Genomic DNA, 16,642 nt, shown 5'->3' on the forward strand with positions numbered 1-16,642 from the left:
CCTGCAGGTCCGGCAGGACGGCGACCGGCCGAGAGCGGAGTTGGTCACGTCGCGGCCCGGGTACCCCCATCCCGTTCCGGCCCCTGGACCGAACGGCTCCGACCGGGAGGGATCACCGTGACCCAGCAGCTGACCAGCCTGTCCCTGGACGACGCCCGCCGCATCGTCGCGGCCGGGGAGGCGCGCGCCGCAGAGATCGGGCAGCCGATGAACATCGCCGTCGTCGATGCAGGGGGCGACCTCGTCATGCACGTGCGCATGGACGGCGCCTGGCGCGGCAGCGTCGACATCGCCATCAACAAGGCCTTCACCGCCCGGGCCTTCGACATCGCCACCGCCGAACTGGCCGACCTGGCCAGGCCGGGTGGGCCGTTCTACGGCATCCAGGCGTCCAACAGCGGCAAGGTGATGGTCTTCGCCGGTGGCGCCCCCGTGCGCGCGGACGGGGTCATCGTGGGCGCCGTCGGGGTGAGCGGTGGCACCGGTGAGCAGGACACCACGGTCTGCGAGGCGGCCACCGCCGGCTTCTGACGTACCGGACCCACCGGGCAGCACGCGGGTCGGCCCCGCGGGAGCGCAGCGCCCCGGGCGAGCGGAGGCCTACACCGGCAGCCGGCTCGCCCGGCGCAGCGCGGCCAGGCCGTCGGGCGTGCCGGGCCAGTGCCGGGCGATCGCAGCCGCGCCGGCGCGGTGCACCACCGAGCGCAGCACCAGGGCGACCACGATCGCGTCGTCGGCGTGGCCGAGCACCGGCACGAAGTCGGGCACCAGGTCGATCGGCAGCGCCAGGTAGGCCAGCAGCAGCCACAGCCGCACCCGCACGCCTCGCGGCAGCGTGCCGTCGCCGGCCAGCCGGTGCACCAGCCTCAGCACGTCGGGCAGCAGGCGCAGCAGCTCCCGCACCCGCAGCTCGTCCCGGCAGGTCCTCCACAGCACCGCCACGAGCAGCAGCCAGCACAGCAGCAGGCCGCCCAGCACGCCGATCAGCGACCACGCCCAGTCCGGCATCCCGCCGCCACCTCCCTCGTCCCGTCCGCCGGCGGGACGGTGCCCCCCGTGCAGGGTCCCGCCGCGGCCCCGTCCCGGGTTCCGCCCTGAGCGTGCGGAGGACGGGGTCCTCCCACGGCGGGGGGCACGGGGGTCCTCACCCCATCTCGACCGGAACCCCACCGAACGCGACCAGGCTGACCACCCAGTACACGGCGTAGAGCGCCAGGAGGAGGCAGCCGTGCCACCGCGTCAGCCGGCCGGTGGAGAGCAGGTACGCAGCCAGCGCGGTGAGGACGACGAGCGCGGGCAGGTGCCAGGTGGACACGTCCGGGCCGACGACGATGCCGCCGGCCAGCAGGGTGATGCCCAGCTTCCCCGTGACCGAGAAGACGACGCTGCCGATGACGTTCCCGACCCCGATCTCCGGCACGCCCCGCCGGAAGGGCTCCACCGTCAGGAAGACGTCCTCCATGGTGAGCACGGCGGTGACGATGGTGGCGCCGAACACCGTGCCCTCGAGCCCGTAGGTCTCCAGGATCCCCTCGGTCCCGGTGCTCACGGTCGCCGCGCCGACGACGAGGCCGGCCAGGGCGACCACCGCCAGTCCGAGATGGGCCCAGCCGGCGGGCAGCTCGCTCGGCTCGGCGCGGGGCTCGTCGACGACCTGCTGCGTCCGCTCGGCGCCGGTCCGTGCTGCTGCCCCGGCCGGCTGGTCCGGCAGCACGTGCGTGTCCGCCCCGCGTCGGGGCGGTGTGCCGTCCCCGACCTCGGCGGCGGCGGCCTCGCACACCTCCTCGTCGCGGAAGACCGCGACGCTCCTGCGGAGCTCCCGGGCGGCGACGTAGCCGACGAACAGGACGAACAGACCGAGGAGCAGCACTCCGTTGGTGACCGTCAGCGGCCCGGTGAGCGTGAACGCGACCATCACCACGGGGGCGGCGGCGAACACGACGAGGTAGTCACGCGGGATGTCGACGACGCTCGGCCGGGTGATGGCCGCGACCGCGAGGACGATCCCGGTGAACGAGAGCGCCGTGCCGAACACGACGCCGAGCGCGACACCGCTGAGCTCCTCCAGGTTGAGCCCGACGCCGAGCGCGATGTCGTCGAACTCGACGCCGGTGAAGACGATGGCCAGCAGGAACAGCGGGATGCGTAGCCCACCGGCCGCCCCGACGAGGTGGGTGATGAGCTTCTCTGCGCTGATCACCAGCAGCGTCGCCCCGGAGATGAAGACGAACACCGAGGTCATGGCCGGAGCTCCTCCTCGCGGCGAGCCGCCGGGCCGGAGCGTCGGCGGGCGGTCACCGGCTGCGCCGGGGGATCAGCACCGTGTCCCGTGACCGCGCCTCCTCGTCGGCGGCGGCCACCGCCGCGGCCACGAGGCCGTGGTCGGGCGAGAGGTGGCAGACCGGGTCGGTGCGGGCGGCGTCGCCGGTGAGCTGGAAGGCCTGGCAGCGGCAGCCGCCGAAGTCGAGCTCGCGGCGGTCGCAGCTGCGGCAGGGATCGGGCATCCAGTTCGTGCCGCGGAAGCGCTGGAAGAGCGGTGACCGCTCCCAGATCCACGCCAGGGAGTGCTCCCGGACGCTGGCCCGTGGGAGGGGCAGGGTGTGTGCGGTCGGGCAGGGGAGGACGTCGCCGTCGGGCACCACGGTGAGCTGGCGCCGGCCCCAGCCGCCCATGCAGGGTTTGGGGTAGCGGCTGTGGTAGTCGGGCAGCACGTAGATGACCTCCATGCGCCCCTGCAGCCGCCCGCGGGCCGCCCGCACCACGTCCTCGGCGCGCGCCAGCTGCGCCCTGCTCGGCAGGAGCCCGTCGCGGTTGCGCAGGGCCCACCCGTAGTACTGCGTGTGGGCCAGCTCGATCCGGTCGGCCCCCAGCTGCTCGGCCAGGTCGAGGATGCCGGCGACCCGGTCGACGTTGTGCCGGTGCAGGACGACGTTCAGCGTCAGCGGCCAGCCCAGCTCCTTCACCAGCCGGGCGGCGACCAGCTTGCGCTCGAACGACCGCACCCCGGCGAGGCGGTCGGACAGGGCGGCCTCGTCCGACTGGAGGCTGATCTGCACGTGGTCGAGGCCCGCGGCCAGCAGCTCCTCCGCGCGGCGGGGCGTCAGCCCGAGGGCGCTGGTGATCAGGTTGGTGTAAAGGCCCAGCTCAGCGGCGTACCGGACGATGCCGGGGAGGTCGCGGCGCAGCAGCGGCTCACCGCCGGAGAGGTGCAGCTGCAGCACGCCGAGGTCCCGGGCCTCGACCAGCACGCGCTGCCACTCCGCCGTGGTGAGCTCGTCGGTGTGGGCGGCGAGCTCGAGCGGGTTGGAGCAGTACGAGCAGTGCAGCGGGCAGCCGTAGGTCAGCTCGGCCAGCAGGCCGAACGGCCGGTCCACGGCGGGGCTATCCACGGCGCTGCCCATGGCGGGCCTGCCCCCGGCCGGCCTCACCGTTCCCGATCTCGAGCCACCGGCGGGCGGTGAGGCGGTCGACGAAGGCGCGCACCTCGTCGTCGTCCACGTGCGCGTACCGCCCGCGCAGCTCGGCCACGATCTCGGCCGTCGTCCGCCGCCCGTCGCACAGCTCCAGGACGGCTGCCCCCGTGCCGTTGAGGACGGTCACCGCCTCCGGCGTCAGCAGCACGGACCGGCCGCGTGCCGGGTCGAACCTCAGCCGGACGGAGCGGGCCAGCCGGGGGCGGCCGGCACTACCGGCGGTCTGCGCAGGCGCGGTCGATCGCATCGAGCATGCTCCAGAGGACGTCGCACTTGAAGGACAGGGCCGCCAGGGCAGCGGCCTGGGTCTCCGGCGTCCGGCAGTGCTCCGTCACCACCTCCAGGGCGTGTGCGGAGTCGCGGGGCGCCTGCGTCAGCCGGGCCCGGAAGTAGGCCAGGCCCTGCGGGTCGATCCAGGTGTAGTGGCGCTCGAAGGCGGCGAGGCGCTCGGCCATCAGGTCCGGCGCGAACACCTCGGTCAGCGAGGAGGCCACCGCCTCGACCCATGGCCGGGTGCGGGCGAAGGTGACGTAGGCGTCGACGGCGAACCGCACACCCGGGACGACGTGCCGCTGGTCCTCCAGCTCCTCGCGGTCCAGGCCCACCGCCTCGCCGAGGCGCAGCCACGCCTCGATGCCGCCCTCGCCGTCGGCGGTGCCGTCGTGGTCGTGGATGCGGCGGATCCAGCGGCGGCGGACCTGCCGGTCGGGGCAGTTGGCGAGGATGGCGGCGTCCTTGCGCGGGATGGCCGCCTGGTAGGCGAACCGGTTGGCCACCCAGCAGCGGATCTGCTCACGGCCCAGCTCTCCCTCGTTCATCCTGCGGGAGAAGGGGTGCTGGTCGTGGTAGCGGCGGGACTGCTCGCGCAGCGCGGCCACGAACTCGTCGGTGGCCGTCGCGGTCGGCGTCATGAGGGGCCTCACACCTCCAGGTCGAGCCCGTCCACGGCGACCTCCATGCCGTGCTCCTCGACGGTGCGCCGCTCGGGCGCGTCCTCGAGGAGGATCGGGTTGGTGTTGTTGACGTGGACGTAGATCCGGCGCTCGGCGGGCAGCCGGGCGAGCTGCTCGAGGCTGCCCCCGGGGCCGCTGATCGGCAGGTGGCCCATCTCGCGTGCCGTCCGGCCGGCCAGGCCGAGCCGGATCAGCTCGTCGTCGGACCAGCAGGTGCCGTCGACGAGCAGGCAGGCGCCGTCGAGCTCGTTCCGCACTTGCGGCGTCAGCTCCTGCAGCACCGGCAGGTGGACCAGCGCCCGGCCGCTGCGCTCGTCGGTGAGGCGGTAGCCGACGACCCGCCCCTCCCGGGAACCGGAGCGGAACCGGGCGCGCTTGGTCGTCGGGACGTCGAAGGCCCGGTAGGACAGCCCGTCGGCCAGCGGCACGTCCACCCCCGGCACGACCGGTCGCCACTCGACCGGGCAGTAGGCCTCCAGCGTGCGGAGCAGCGAGGTCCCCTGGCGCAGCGTGTCGTGGGTCGCCTCGGTGGCGTGCAGGACGAGGCCTCCCCCCTCGCGGAGCAGCAGCAGCCCGAGCGTGTGGTCCAGCTCGGCGTCGGTGAGCAGCACGGCCTCCAGCGGGACCACCCGGGCGCCGTCGGGGCCGCCGGCGGGGTGCAGCGCGGGGAAGGACTCGATCTGGGCACGGACGTCCGGTGAGGCGTTGAGCAGGAACCACCGCCGGCGGTCCGCGCTCACCGCGACCGACGACTGGGTGCGCGGCCGGGCCGGCCGGGACCCGTCGCGCACCGCCCGGCACGGCGGGCAGGCGCAGTTCCACTGCGGGTACCCGCCTCCCGCCGCCGAGCCCAGCACCCGCACCCACATGTCGATCGGTGGTCCTCCCAGCAGCGGGCCGACAGAGCGCTGCGGAGGCGGAGAGGCGCCGGACCGCACCGCCCGACGCCTCTCCGCCCGGTTCCCGACGTGTCCTCCTAGTCCCAGTCGTCCTGGACGCCCATGTACGCGGTCGCCTCAGCGGACACCCGGATCTCCTCGAAGGAGGGGGCCTCCCACTCCTCTGCGCAGGGCGGGGAGACGCAGAGCTCCTGGTCCATCACGGTCACCTCCCCCCGGCCGAGTCGATGTCCTCGGGCAGCGAGAAGACGAACATCGCCTGGCCGTGCGGGCCGCCCATCATCCCGGGCAGGAAGCCCTCGACCCAGGCGCCCCAGCCGACCGGGACGGCGACGTACTGCTTGCCCTCGACGCTGTAGGTGATCGGGCTGCTGTGGTGGCCGCTGCCGCAGTTGAACTGCCACAGGAACTCGCCGCTGCGGGCGTCGAGGGCCACGAACGTCCCGGACGGCGTGCCCGCGAACACGAGGTCGCCCGCCGTGGCGAGCACCGACGCGCACATCGGCAGGTCGTTGCGCCAGCGCCACACCTCCTCGCCGGAGGCGTTGAAGGCCGACACCGACCCCGCCATGTCCTCCGCGTCGACGATGACCGCCGCGCCCCAGTAGGGGATGCTCTCCTTGAACTCCCGGCGCCGGCGGGCGACCCTCGCACCGGTGTCCTGCACCGGGACGTAGAACAGGCCCGTCCTCGGGCTGTAGGCCGCGTGGGTCCACTCCTTGGCACCGGCCGGACCGGGGTAGAAGTGGACCTCCTCCCCCTCCTTGTCGGGGTAGATCCGGGGCGTCACCTGCCCGTCGGGGCTGATCTCGCCCCAGGTGATCCGGTCGACGAACGGGAAGATCCGCACCCGCTCGCCGTTCGTGCGGTCCAGGACGAAGCAGTAGCCGTTCTTGTCGAAGTGGGCGAGCAGCTTGCGCCCATCCTGCTCGAACAGGATGCACTCCATGTTGCTGTCGTAGTCCCACAGGTCGTGCGGGGTGCACTGGTAGTGCCAGCGGATCTCACCGGTGTCGGCATCCACCGCGATCACGCTGTCGGTGAAGAGGTTGTCGCCCGGCCGGACCTCCCCGTCGAAGTCGGGTGCCGGGTTGCCGGTCCCCCAGTACAGGAGGTTGGTCTCCGGGTCGAAGGTGCCGGTGATCCAGCAGTTGGCGCCGCCCCGTGCCCAGGCCTCGCCCTCGGCGGGCCAGGTCTCCGAGCCAGGCTCGCCCGGCTTGGGGACCGTGTAGCAGCGCCAGACCCGCTCCCCGGTCTCCATGTCGTAGGCGTCGAGGTGGCCGCGCACCCCGAATTCCCCGCCGGAGCTGCCGACGACGACCCGGTCCTTCACCACCAGCGGGGCGATCGTGAGGCTCTCCCCGGCGCGCACGTCACCGTTGGTCACGTCCCAAATGCGGTCGCCGTTGGTGGCGTCGAGGGCGACCACGTGGGCGTTCAGGGTGCAGACGAACACCTTGCCGTTCGCCACGGCGACGCCGCGGTTCACGTTGCCGCAGCACAGCGAGACGTCGAACGGGATCGCGTGCTTGTACTGCCACAGCAGCTGCCCGGTCTTGCCGTCGAGCGCCCAGACCCAGCCGTCCCACCCGGAGACGTACATGACGCCGTCGACGACGATCGGGCAGGTCTCGAAGGCGTAGGTCGACTGGCCCGCGTGCAGCCCGTGCGGGGAGAAGCTGAACACCCACGCCGGCGTGAGACGCGTGACGTTCCCGGTGTCGATCTCGTCCAGCGGGCTGTACCGCTGCCCGTCGTAGGCGCCGTAGTAGGTGAGCCAGTTCTGCGGTTCCGAGCGGGCATCGAGGATGCGCTCGTACGTGACGCCCTGGACCACCGGGGGCGCGGTCCCCGTCGCGGTCGTCAGGGAGCCGAAGTCGACGGGGGGCGGGGCCTGCCGGTACTCGATGGTGGTCATCGACTGCTCCTCTCTACGGGCGTGGCTGCGGCGGGCGGTCGAGGCGGGCCGACGCCGGCACGTCGCCCATGACGACGATCGCGCCGATCAGGCCTCGGCCCTCGTCGTTGCCGATGTTGGAGCTGAACCAGTACTGACCAGGGCCGTCGAGGGTGACGTGCATGGTCCCCCGCGAGTAGTTCGGCAGCCACATCCACTGGCTGTCCCCGTTGCTCGGCACCAGCGCGCAGTGGGTGTTCTGGTCGTCGTTGACGAACTCGATGTCCAGGTCGCCGCCGTGGGGCAGGACCAGGACCGAGGGGTCCCAGATCAACTGGTCGGGGACGATGTGGATCTCGGCGGTCATCCGGCCGTCCGGCCCTTCCTGGGCCTGACCGATGTTCCCGGTGGCCAGCAACCGGCCCAGCATCCCGACGTTCTGCCTGTCCAGACCGAGTTGGCGCAGCATCTCGGACCGGTCCGGCGTGAGGGTCGCCACGGACCCCACCTCCTCGTGGGTCTCGGTGTCGAAGTGGTCGAGGTGGTCCCGCTCGCGCTGCCAGTGGCGCCTCCTCCCCCGGCCGCCGTGCCCGGGTCCTCCGGGCCACCGCGTCCGACGTCGTTGGAACCCCGTCCGCGGATGGCTAGCCTCGGGGTCGGCCGACCCCTGATGGATCCTGGGACGCTCGCTCCCCCGAGCCCAAGGGCAACTGGATGAACGGCGAGACAGAGCCGACGACAGGCGCGTCCCCCGCGACGAGCGGGGCCGCGCTCTCCGGTGAGAGCCTCGATCGGGTCGCGGCGGCCCGGGAGCGGTTCGCCGCCGGCGCGGACGACGTCCACGGGGTCCGCCCCGAGATCCTGGTGTCCTGGTACCGGTGCCGCGAGGAGTACGAGGTCAGCCCACACCTGCAACGGGCTCCCGCCGCTGCCGAGGGCACGTCGCACTCGATCGAGCACGACGTGGTGTTCGCCGAGCTCGGCGGCCTGGCCGCGGGGGCGGCACGGCAGTTCGACGGCGTCGACGGTCTGGTCGCGGTGAGCGACTGCGACGGGCGGGTCCTGGCGGCCTGGGGCAGTCGGCGCGTGCTCGACCTGGCCGCGGACAGCAACCTCGCGCCCTGGTCGACCTGGTCGGAACGCGCGAGCGGCACCAACGGCATGGGCACGGCCTTGGAGACCCGGCGCCCCGTCCTGGTCAGGGGTCCGGAGCACTGGTGCCGGGGGTTTCACTCCTGGATGTGCGCCGGCGTCGCGGTGCGCGACGTCGTCACCCGCGAGCCGCTGGCGACCCTCGACATCTCGTGCTGGGAGACGCCGCTGTCCGACGCCGTCCTGCCGTGGCTGCGCGCGGCGGCAGCGACCACCGAGGCCAAGCTGCGGCAGCGGGCGCGGCACACCGGCGCGCTGCTCGCGGCGGCCCTCGCCGACACCCGTGAGGCGCCGGGGACGCCGCTGGCCGTGGTGGACACGGTCGGAAAGGTCGTGCTGGCGAACACCGCGGCCGCCGTCCTGCTCGGCACCCCGGCGGACGCCGCGGCCTTCGCACCGTCGGACCGGTGGATGCCGCAGGTCCCCGCCGTGCTGGAGCTGACCCGGCGGGCGACCGTCCGCGCCCGGCAGGACCCGGGGTGGAGCGGGTCGACGCTGCTCTACGTGCCCTTCCTCGACCAGCCCCTCCCGGTCGCCGTCCGGCCCGTGCTCGACGGGTCGCAGGTCATCGGCGCGCTGCTGGTCTTCGGATCCCGCGGCACCGGCGATCCGGAGCTGCAGGACGCCCCGGACACCGGCTCACCCGGCCCGCGACCGCTCCCCACCCGGGTCGTCGCCCTCCGGGAGGACCGGTGGGTCCTCCTCGACCCCCGCGAGATCCGGTACGCGGAGACCGACCACGACAACGTCTGGCTCGTGACCGACCAGGGACGGCTGCTGGCCGCCGTCCGCGGTCTGGACCGCCTCGAGCACGAGCTCGCCGGCCGGGGGTTCCTGCGCGTCCACCGCCGTTTCCTCGTCAACCTCGGCCGGGTGCGGGAGATCGAGCAGGGGTTCAAGGGCGCGCTGTTCCTCGCCACCAGCACGCGCGGTCACGAGATCGTGCCGGTCGCCCGGCGGCACGCACCCCGCGTCCGCCAGGCGCTGGGTCTGTAGGGCGGGATGACCGGCCACCTCGCCGCGGCCCGCGCCCTGCTGCGCCGGCACCCCCTGGTCGACGGCCACAACGACCTGCCGTGGGCCCTCCGCACCCGGTTCGGGGCCGACCTGGACCGGGTGGACCTCGCGGGCCCCGTGCCGGGGACGCACACCGACCTGCCGCGGTTGCGGCGCGGCGGGGTCGGCGGCCAGTTCTGGTCGGTCTACGTCCCGGGCGCACTGCAGGGCGACGCGGCGGTGGCCGCCACACTGGAGCAGGTCGACCTCGTCCACCGGATGATCCGCGGCCACCCGGACGACCTGGAGCTGGCCCTCGGCGCCGACGACGTGGCGGCCGCCTTCTCCCGGGGCCGGATCGCCTCGCTGCTCGGCGCCGAGGGAGGCCACTCCATCGCGAACTCGCTGGGCGCCCTCCGGGTCCTGCACCGGCTCGGTGTCCGCTACCTGACCCTGACGCACAACGTGAACGTGCCCTGGGCCGACGCGGCGACCGACGTCCCCGCGACCGGTGGACTCAGCCCCTTCGGACGCGAGGTCGTACGCGAGATGAACCGGCTCGGCATGCTGGTCGACCTGTCCCACGTGGCGGCCACCACGGCCCGCGACGCGCTGGACGTCGCGGAGGCACCGGTCGTCTTCTCCCACTCCGGGGCCCGTGCCGTCTGCGACTCCCCGCGGAACGTCCCCGACGACCTGCTCCGCCGGCTGGCCGCCAACGGCGGCGTGTGCATGGTGACGTTCGTGCCGGACTTCGTGTCGCCGCGGTGCCGCGCCTGGGCCCTCGGGCTCCGGGCCGAGGTGGAGCGCCGCGGCCTCGACCCGCGGGACGCAGGGGTCCGTGCCACGGTGGGCGCCGAGTACGCCGCCGGGCACCCCCGGCCGCGCGCGTCGCTCGCCGAGGTGGCCGACCACGTCGAGCACGTGCGGACGGTGGCCGGCATCGACCACGTCGGTCTCGGCGGGGACTACGACGGGACCGACGACGTCCCCGACGGCCTGGACGACGTCGCCTGCTACCCCGCGCTGATCGCCGAGCTGCTCGGCCGCGGGTGGAGCCAGGACGACTGCGTCCGGTTGGTCGGCGGGAACGTCCTGCGGGTGCTCCGCGAGGCCGAGGCCGTGTCCCGCTCCGCGGCCGCCGTGCGGGGCCCGTCGACGGCGCGGATCGAGGACCTCGACCGACCGTGAGCCGGTCGCGGGCCGGTGCCCGCCGCGACCCGACGACGCCGCGATCCGGCGCCCGCACGCGGCGCGGGTGTCCGCGCGCCGCGGTCAGACGCGCAGGCCGGTCATGCCGCCGTCCACCCGCAGCACCGCGCCGGTCGTCGAGGCCGCCAGCGGGGAGGCGAGCGAGGCGATCGCGTGGGCGACCTCCTCGGCGGTCACCAGCCGGCCCAGCGGCTGGCGCTCCCGCAGCGCCTCGGCCGCCGCGGCCGGGTCCTCGGCGGCAGCGAGGAGCCGGCCGACCCACGGCGTCTCCGCCGTCCCGGGGGCCACGGCGTTGACCCGGATGCCGTCCCGGACGTGGTCGGCGGCCATGGCCAGGGTCAGCGCGAGCACCGCGCCCTTGCTCGCGCTGTAGAGCGCCCGCTGGCGGACGCCGACGAACGCGACCGCCGAGCAGGTGTTCACCACGGCCGCGTGCGCGGACCGGCGCAGGTGCGGCAGCGCCGCCCGGGTCACCCGGGCCGTGCCGGTGACGTTCACGTCGAGGACGCGGGCCCACTCCGCGTCGTCGTTCTCCCCCACGTGCCCGGTCGCACCGATGCCGGCGTTGTTGACCAGCACGTCGAGGCCGCCCAGCTGCTCGACGACCGTCCCGACGGCCGCGTCGACGGCGGCGGCGTCGGTGACGTCGCAGCGCAGCGCCAGGACGCCGTCCGGGGCACCGTCGGTCCCGCGGTCCAGGACGGCGACGCGCGCGCCGCGCTCCTGCAGCAGGCGGGCGGTGGCCGCGCCGATGCCGCTGGCGCCGCCGGTCACCACGGCGACCAGCCCTCCGAACTCGGTCATGTCAGGCGCCTCTCGGGTCGACGTGGGTCTTGGGTCCGGGGCCGGCTCCCTCGATGCGCTCGCCGGCGAGCACGGCACCGACCCGGTCGAGACCGACGGTCGCCGCGACCAGCGGTCGCGGGTCGACCGCGCCGCCGGCGTAGGCGGCGATGGTGTCGTCCAGCGCCGGCGAGGCGGACAGCACGCCGACCGCGGTGACGTCCTTGAGGAGCAGGGTCCGGGTGTCGATCGTGCTGGGTTCGCCGGCGATGCCGATGTAGACCACCCGGCCGGCCGGCTGCACCACGTCGAGGGCCAGGGCAGGCAGGTGGACGGCGTTGGAGGCGTCGACGACCGCGTCGAACGGCTCGTCGGGCAACGTCGCCTCGGTCCAGGCGTGCGGGAAGCCGAGGCTGCGGGCGAAGGCCAGCGACTCCGCACCGAGACCCATCACGTGCACCTCGGCGCCGGCGGCGCGCAGGAACATCGCCGCCAGCAGCCCGATCGTCCCCGGGCCGAGCACCAGGGCCCGGTCGCCCGGGCCGACACCGGCGGCCTGCGCCGCGCGCAGCGCGTTGCCGCCGGGCTCGACGAGCGCACCGAGGACGGCGTCGACGGCGTCCGGCAGCGCGTGCAGCGACCACGCGGGGACGGCGAGCTGCTCGGCCAGCGCACCGGGACGGCCGCCGCGGATGCCGACCTCCTGGCGGTGCGCGCAGACGTGCTGGGCGCCCCTCCGGCAGGCGCGGCAGGTCCGGTCGCCCAGCATGGTGTCGCCCATGACCCGGCGGCCGAGCCAGGACCGGTCGACGCCGTCCCCGACGGCGGAGACGGTGCCCGCCCACTCGTGGCCCAGCCGCATGGGGTAGGCGGAGTGCCCCTCGTGCAGGTAGGTCATCTCGCCGGTGAAGAACTCGATGTCGGTGCCGCAGACGCCCACCCGCTCGACGTCGACGACGACCTCGCCGGGGACGGCCACGGGCGCGGGCACCTCCTGCACCGACGCCTCCCCCGGCGCGGTCAGCACGAACGCCCGCACGGTGGGTGTGCTCACCGCGGCCCGAGCACGTGCTGCCGCTGCGACCCCAGGCCCTCGATGCCGAGCTCCACGACGTCACCGGGCTGCAGCCACACGGGCGGCCGGAACCCCATCCCGACGCCGGGCGGGGTGCCGGTGTTGATCAGGTCGCCGGGCTCCAGGACCATGAACTGGCTCAGGTGGTGCACGATCACGTACGGGTCGAAGACCATCGTCCTGGTGTTGCCGGTCTGCCGGCGCACCCCGTTGACGTCCAGCCACATGTCCAGCGCCCGGACGTCGTCGACCTCGTCCGGGGTGACCAGCCAGGGGCCGGCCGGGTTGAAGGTCTCGGCGGACTTGCCCTTGGACCACTGGCCGCCGCGCTCCATCTGGAACGCCCGCTCGCTGACGTCGTTGACGACCAGGTAGCCGGCGATCGCGTCGCGGGCCTCCTCGACCGCGTCCAGGTAGCTGGTGCGCCGGCCGATGACCAGGCCCAGCTCGACCTCCCAGTCGGGCTTGGTGGACCCGCGCGGGATGCGCACGTCGTCGTCCGGGCCGACGAGCGTGTTGGGCGACTTGGTGAACAGGATCGGCTCGGCGGGCACCGGCTGGCCGGTCTCGGCGGCGTGGTCGCGGTAGTTCAGGCCGATGCACAGGATCTGGTGCGGCCGCGCGATCGGCGCGCCGATCCGCTCCCCGGCGAAGCGCGCGACCTGCCCGGCGGCCGCGCGCTCGGCCACCACCGGGCGGAGGAGCTCGGGGCCCCCGCTGCCGAAGAAGGTCTCGTCGAAGTCGGGGGCGACGTCGGAGACGTCGACGTAGGTCTCGTCGTCGAGGCGGACGACGGGCTTCTCGGCGCCGGGCGCGCCGATGCGCATCAGGTACACGGTGCTGTCTCCAGGGTCGGGTGCGGGCAGGTCGGTGCCGGGCGGAGCCCCACCACGGGCGCGGCGGTCCGCGTCACCGGGCCTCCCCCATCGACCCCAGCAGCCCACGGACCACGCCGAGCGCCTCGACCAGGGCGGGCAGCGGCGTCCGGTAGGCGAGCGCGCTGATGCTCAGCGCACCCGACGGCGCGCTCGGCGAGGTGAGGAAGACCGGCAGCGCCAGGCAGTTGACGCCGGTCTCGTTCTCCTGGTCGTCGGTGGCGTACCCCTGCTCCCGGGTCCGCGCCAGGTCGCGGTGCAGGTCCTCGACCGTGCAGCGGGTCCGCGGTGTGCGTCGCACGAGCTCCGCCGTCCCGGCCCAGGCCGCCACGTCCGCGCGGGTGGTCAGCCGGTGCGCCAGCAGGAGCTTGCCGACCGCCGTGGCGTGGGCCGGGTTGCGCCCGCCGATGGTCGAGGTCAGCCGCACGGCCCCGGTCGGCGGGTCGACCTTCGCGCGGTAGACCACCTCGCGGCCGTCGAGGACCGCGTAGTGGGAGGTCTCCCCGAAGTGGGCGGCCAGGCTCTCGAGCACCGGGCGCACGCGGACGTGCTCCGGCCGGGCCTCGTGGTGGGCGAACGCCATCCGGAGGAACTCGTCGCCGAGGACGTAGTGGCCCCGGGCGTCCTGGTCGGCGAGCCCGGCGCGACGCAACGAGCCGAGCGCGCGGTGCACGGTGGGCTTGGGGCTGCCGATCGCCCGGGTCAGCTCCTCCAGGCCGGCGCCGTCGGCGTGGCGGGCCAGCTCCTTGAGCACGGCGAGCACCCGGTCGGAGCCGACGAGCCGGCTCTCGTCGAGCGGGCTCACGCCGCCCCCTCCGGGAGCTGTCGCTCCGCCGGATGTGTGCGTAGTCTCCATCGCGTTCCAGAAGTTAGACCATCGTCTCGACAGTCGGAAGGCAGCTCGTGACGCTCCGGAGCGCGCAGTGGTACGCGGGGGACGCCCGCAACGCCTACATCCACCGGGCCTGGATGCGCCGCGGCGTGCCGGGCGACGCCTTCGACCGGCCGCAGATCGCGATCGCCAACACCGCCTCGGACCTGACCCCGTGCAACGCCCACCTCACCGAGGTCGCGGCGTCCGTGCGCAACGGCGTGCTCGAGGCCGGCGGCACCCCGCTGGAACTGCCCGTGGTGTCCCTCGGTGAGACGCAGGTCCGGCCCACGGCGATGCTCTGGCGGAACATGGCCGCGATGGCCACCGAGGAGATGCTCCGGGCCAACCCGGTCGACGGCGTCGTGCTGCTCGGCGGCTGCGACAAGACCATCCCGTCGCTGCTCATGGCCGCGGCCTCGGTGGACCTGCCCGCCGTCGTCGTCCCCGGTGGCCCGATGCTGACCGGCACCTTCCGCGGCGTACCGCTGGGCTGCGGCACCGACGTGTGGCGGCTCAGCGAGGAGGTCCGCGCCGGCACCCTCTCGGAGGAGGCGTTCACCCGGTCGGAGTCGTCGATGATCCGCAGCCGGGGGCACTGCAACACCATGGGCACCGCCTCGACCATGGCGCTGGTCGCCGAGGCGCTGGGCACCGTCGTCCCGGGCGTCGCCGGCACGCCTGCTCCCGACAGCAGGCTGCTGGAGGCCGCGCACGGCACCGGCCGGCTGGCCGTGGAGATGATCACCGCCGACCGGCGGCCGAGCACCTTCCTCACGAGGGCCTCCTTCACCAACGCGATCGTCGCGCTGGCCGCCATCGGCGGGTCCACCAACGCCGTCGTCCACCTGCTGGCCATCGCCGGCCGGCTCGGCATCGAGCTCACGCTCGACGACTTCGACCGGATCGGCTCCTCGGTGCCCGTGCTGGTCGACCTGCAGCCCGCCGGCCGCTTCCTCATGGAGGACTTCCACCGGGCCGGTGGCCTGCTCGCGGTCCTGCGCGAGGTGCGCGACCTGCTCGACCCGACCGCGCTCACCGTGACCGGCAAGCCGCTCGTCGACTCGCTGGACGACGCGCCGATCTGGGACCCCGAGGTCATCCGCACCCGCGCGGAACCCCTGGTCGCCGCGGGCGGCATCGCCGTGCTGCGCGGCAACCTCGCCCCGACCGGTGCGGTGGTCAAGCCGGCCGCCGCCTCGCCGCACCTGCTGCGGCACCGGGGCCGGGCAGTGGTCTTCGACTCGATCGAGGACTTCCACGCCCGCATCGACGACCCCGACCTCGACGTCGATGCCGACTCCGTCCTCGTGCTGCGGGGCTGCGGCCCGAGGGGCTACCCCGGCATGCCCGAGGTGTCGAACATGCCGCTGCCCAAGAAGCTGCTCGAGCAGGGCGTCCGGGACATGGTCCGGGTCTGCGACGGGCGGATGAGCGGCACCGCCTACGGCACCGTCGTCCTGCACGTCACCCCCGAGGCCGCCGCCGGCGGCCCGCTGGCGCTCGTCCGGACCGGTGACGTGGTCAGCCTCGACGTCGCGGCCCGGCGCATCGACGTCGAGGTGCCGGACGACGAGCTGGCCCGGCGCGCACCGGACCCGGCCACCGTGGCCGCCTTCGCCGACCCGCGACGCGGGTGGGAGCGGCTCTACGTCGACCACGTGCTGCAGGCCGACACCGGCGCCGACCTCGACTTCCTGCTCGGCTCCAGCGGCTCGGCCGTCAGCCGCGAGTCGCACTGACCGCCACCCGGCAGGCGGACGTGACGACGACCCGGACCGCCCTGGTGACCGGCGGCGCCAGCGGCATCGGCGCGGCCACCGCCGAGCGGCTCCGCGCCGACGGGCTCGAGGTGGTCACCCTCGACCTCGCCGGGGCCGACCTGTCCGCCGACGTCACCGACGAGGAGGCGCTGCGGCAGGTGGCCGGTGAGGTGGGACCGGTCGACGTGCTGGTGAACTGCGCGGGCATCGTCGGGCCGAACCGGCCGCTGGTGCAGACCACGGCCGACGAGTGGCGCCGCGTCCTGGACGTCAACGTCGTCGGGACGGTGAACACCCTGCGGGCCTTCGTGCCCGGGATGGTCGAGCGCGGCTGGGGGCGCGTCGTCAACGTCGCGAGCATGGCCGGCAAGGACGGCAACCCCGGCCTCGCGGCCTACTCGGCCGCCAAGGCCGCAGTCATCGCGCTGACCAAGTCCGCGGGCAAGGAGCTGGCCACCACCGGCGTGCTGGTCAACGTGATCGCCCCCGCGGTCATCGCCACGCCGATGAACGCGGCGACCGCCCCCGACGTGCTGGCGCACATCACCGGCCTCATCCCGATGAAGCGGGTCGGCCGGCCCGAGGAGGTCGCCGAGCTGGTCGCCTTCCTGTGCTCAGACCGGGTCAGCTTCTCCACCGGCGCCGTCTACGACATCAGCGGCGGCCGGGCCACCTACTGACCCGGACCGGCAC

Annotated in this window: 18 protein-coding genes; 5 read left to right on the forward strand and 13 right to left on the reverse strand. The window is 74.3% G+C overall.

The window, feature by feature from the left end:
* Positions 1–117: 117 nt before the first annotated feature.
* The gene (locus BMW27_RS02165) at positions 118–531 is read left to right on the forward strand and encodes a GlcG/HbpS family heme-binding protein (RefSeq protein WP_091438345.1); all 414 of its coding nucleotides are present in this window, start codon (positions 118–120) and stop codon (positions 529–531) included.
* Between the two features lie 69 nt (positions 532–600).
* Here BMW27_RS02165 and BMW27_RS02170 read toward each other — a convergent pair whose 3' ends face one another.
* From BMW27_RS02170 to BMW27_RS02210, 9 genes are all read right to left on the reverse strand, one after another.
* Positions 601–1,008, reverse strand: coding sequence for a YkvA family protein (locus BMW27_RS02170; protein ID WP_091438348.1), 408 nt, complete (start codon positions 1,006–1,008; stop codon positions 601–603).
* Positions 1,009–1,144: 136 nt separating this feature from the next.
* Positions 1,145–2,242, reverse strand: a complete 1,098-nt coding sequence (locus tag BMW27_RS02175) for a sodium:calcium antiporter (protein WP_091438350.1) — start codon at positions 2,240–2,242, stop codon at positions 1,145–1,147.
* 52 nt (positions 2,243–2,294) lie between these two features.
* On the reverse strand, positions 2,295–3,374 hold the full coding sequence (pqqE, locus tag BMW27_RS02180) for a pyrroloquinoline quinone biosynthesis protein PqqE (RefSeq protein ID WP_091438353.1): 1,080 nt from the start codon (positions 3,372–3,374) through the stop codon (positions 2,295–2,297).
* Positions 3,375–3,381: 7 nt separating this feature from the next.
* Positions 3,382–3,720 carry a pyrroloquinoline quinone biosynthesis peptide chaperone PqqD gene (pqqD, locus tag BMW27_RS02185; RefSeq protein ID WP_091438355.1) on the reverse strand — a complete coding sequence of 113 codons (339 nt, stop codon included), beginning with the start codon at positions 3,718–3,720 and terminating at the stop codon, positions 3,382–3,384.
* Complete coding sequence (gene pqqC, locus BMW27_RS02190) at positions 3,686–4,384, reverse strand: pyrroloquinoline-quinone synthase PqqC (protein ID WP_091438357.1); 699 nt, start codon at positions 4,382–4,384, stop codon at positions 3,686–3,688. Before pqqC ends, pqqD begins: the two co-directional genes overlap by 35 nt.
* An 8-nt stretch (positions 4,385–4,392) precedes the next feature.
* Complete coding sequence (pqqB, locus tag BMW27_RS02195; RefSeq protein WP_091438360.1) at positions 4,393–5,295, reverse strand: pyrroloquinoline quinone biosynthesis protein PqqB; 903 nt, start codon at positions 5,293–5,295, stop codon at positions 4,393–4,395.
* Positions 5,296–5,402: 107 nt separating this feature from the next.
* Entirely contained in the window at positions 5,403–5,525 is a 123-nt protein-coding gene (pqqA, locus tag BMW27_RS02200) for a pyrroloquinoline quinone precursor peptide PqqA (protein WP_139206810.1), read from the reverse strand.
* A 5-nt stretch (positions 5,526–5,530) separates the two neighbouring features.
* Complete coding sequence (locus BMW27_RS02205) at positions 5,531–7,243, reverse strand: PQQ-dependent dehydrogenase, methanol/ethanol family (protein WP_091438367.1); 1,713 nt, start codon at positions 7,241–7,243, stop codon at positions 5,531–5,533.
* Positions 7,244–7,256: 13 nt separating this feature from the next.
* Complete coding sequence (locus BMW27_RS02210; RefSeq protein WP_245743255.1) at positions 7,257–7,721, reverse strand: MSMEG_3727 family PQQ-associated protein; 465 nt, start codon at positions 7,719–7,721, stop codon at positions 7,257–7,259.
* Positions 7,722–7,936: 215 nt separating this feature from the next.
* On the opposite strand from BMW27_RS02210, the gene BMW27_RS02215 reads away from it, so the two are divergent.
* The gene (locus BMW27_RS02215) at positions 7,937–9,370 is read left to right on the forward strand and encodes a DNA-binding protein (protein ID WP_091438370.1); all 1,434 of its coding nucleotides are present in this window, start codon (positions 7,937–7,939) and stop codon (positions 9,368–9,370) included.
* Positions 9,371–9,376: 6 nt separating this feature from the next.
* Positions 9,377–10,561 carry a dipeptidase gene (locus BMW27_RS02220; RefSeq protein WP_091438374.1) on the forward strand — a complete coding sequence of 395 codons (1,185 nt, stop codon included), beginning with the start codon at positions 9,377–9,379 and terminating at the stop codon, positions 10,559–10,561.
* Positions 10,562–10,645: 84 nt separating this feature from the next.
* Here the strand turns inward: BMW27_RS02220 and BMW27_RS02225 are convergent, their stop codons facing one another.
* The 4 genes from BMW27_RS02225 to BMW27_RS02240 all read right to left on the reverse strand — a co-directional run bounded on the left by BMW27_RS02225 (position 10,646) and on the right by BMW27_RS02240 (position 14,120).
* Positions 10,646–11,386: an SDR family NAD(P)-dependent oxidoreductase gene (locus BMW27_RS02225; protein WP_091438377.1), complete on the reverse strand. Its 741-nt coding sequence runs from the start codon at positions 11,384–11,386 to the stop codon at positions 10,646–10,648.
* A gap of 1 nt (position 11,387) precedes the next feature.
* The gene (locus BMW27_RS02230) at positions 11,388–12,419 is read right to left on the reverse strand and encodes a zinc-dependent alcohol dehydrogenase (protein WP_091438380.1); all 1,032 of its coding nucleotides are present in this window, start codon (positions 12,417–12,419) and stop codon (positions 11,388–11,390) included.
* On the reverse strand, positions 12,416–13,267 hold the full coding sequence (locus BMW27_RS02235) for a fumarylacetoacetate hydrolase family protein (RefSeq protein ID WP_245743256.1): 852 nt from the start codon (positions 13,265–13,267) through the stop codon (positions 12,416–12,418). Before BMW27_RS02235 ends, BMW27_RS02230 begins: the two co-directional genes overlap by 4 nt.
* Positions 13,268–13,349: 82 nt before the next feature.
* Positions 13,350–14,120 carry an IclR family transcriptional regulator gene (locus BMW27_RS02240; protein WP_091438385.1) on the reverse strand — a complete coding sequence of 257 codons (771 nt, stop codon included), beginning with the start codon at positions 14,118–14,120 and terminating at the stop codon, positions 13,350–13,352.
* A 98-nt stretch (positions 14,121–14,218) separates the two neighbouring features.
* Here BMW27_RS02240 and BMW27_RS02245 point away from each other — a divergent pair, with 98 nt between their 5' ends.
* Entirely contained in the window at positions 14,219–15,928 is a 1,710-nt protein-coding gene (locus tag BMW27_RS02245) for an IlvD/Edd family dehydratase (protein ID WP_091438387.1), read from the forward strand.
* Positions 15,929–15,948: 20 nt separating this feature from the next.
* A complete protein-coding gene (locus BMW27_RS02250; RefSeq protein ID WP_091438389.1) occupies positions 15,949–16,629 on the forward strand; it encodes an SDR family NAD(P)-dependent oxidoreductase in 681 nt (226 codons plus the stop codon).
* The last annotated feature ends 13 nt before the right edge of the window (positions 16,630–16,642 follow it).

This window comes from Geodermatophilus poikilotrophus (assembly GCF_900111455.1).
Taxonomy (GTDB): domain Bacteria; phylum Actinomycetota; class Actinomycetes; order Mycobacteriales; family Geodermatophilaceae; genus Geodermatophilus; species Geodermatophilus poikilotrophus.

Coding starts and splice junctions, on each gene's coding strand:
- BMW27_RS02235 (WP_245743256.1), bottom strand. CDS start 13,267: ATGCGCATCGGCGCGCCCGGCGCCGAGAAGCCCGTCGTCCGCCTCGAC.
- pqqC (WP_091438357.1), bottom strand. CDS start 4,384: ATGACGCCGACCGCGACGGCCACCGACGAGTTCGTGGCCGCGCTGCGC.
- BMW27_RS02225 (WP_091438377.1), bottom strand. CDS start 11,386: ATGACCGAGTTCGGAGGGCTGGTCGCCGTGGTGACCGGCGGCGCCAGC.
- BMW27_RS02175 (WP_091438350.1), bottom strand. CDS start 2,242: ATGACCTCGGTGTTCGTCTTCATCTCCGGGGCGACGCTGCTGGTGATC.
- pqqB (WP_091438360.1), bottom strand. CDS start 5,295: ATGTGGGTGCGGGTGCTGGGCTCGGCGGCGGGAGGCGGGTACCCGCAG.
- pqqD (WP_091438355.1), bottom strand. CDS start 3,720: ATGCGATCGACCGCGCCTGCGCAGACCGCCGGTAGTGCCGGCCGCCCC.
- BMW27_RS02170 (WP_091438348.1), bottom strand. CDS start 1,008: ATGCCGGACTGGGCGTGGTCGCTGATCGGCGTGCTGGGCGGCCTGCTG.
- pqqA (WP_139206810.1), bottom strand. CDS start 5,525: ATGGACCAGGAGCTCTGCGTCTCCCCGCCCTGCGCAGAGGAGTGGGAG.
- BMW27_RS02215 (WP_091438370.1), top strand. CDS start 7,937: ATGAACGGCGAGACAGAGCCGACGACAGGCGCGTCCCCCGCGACGAGC.
- BMW27_RS02220 (WP_091438374.1), top strand. CDS start 9,377: ATGACCGGCCACCTCGCCGCGGCCCGCGCCCTGCTGCGCCGGCACCCC.
- BMW27_RS02205 (WP_091438367.1), bottom strand. CDS start 7,243: ATGACCACCATCGAGTACCGGCAGGCCCCGCCCCCCGTCGACTTCGGC.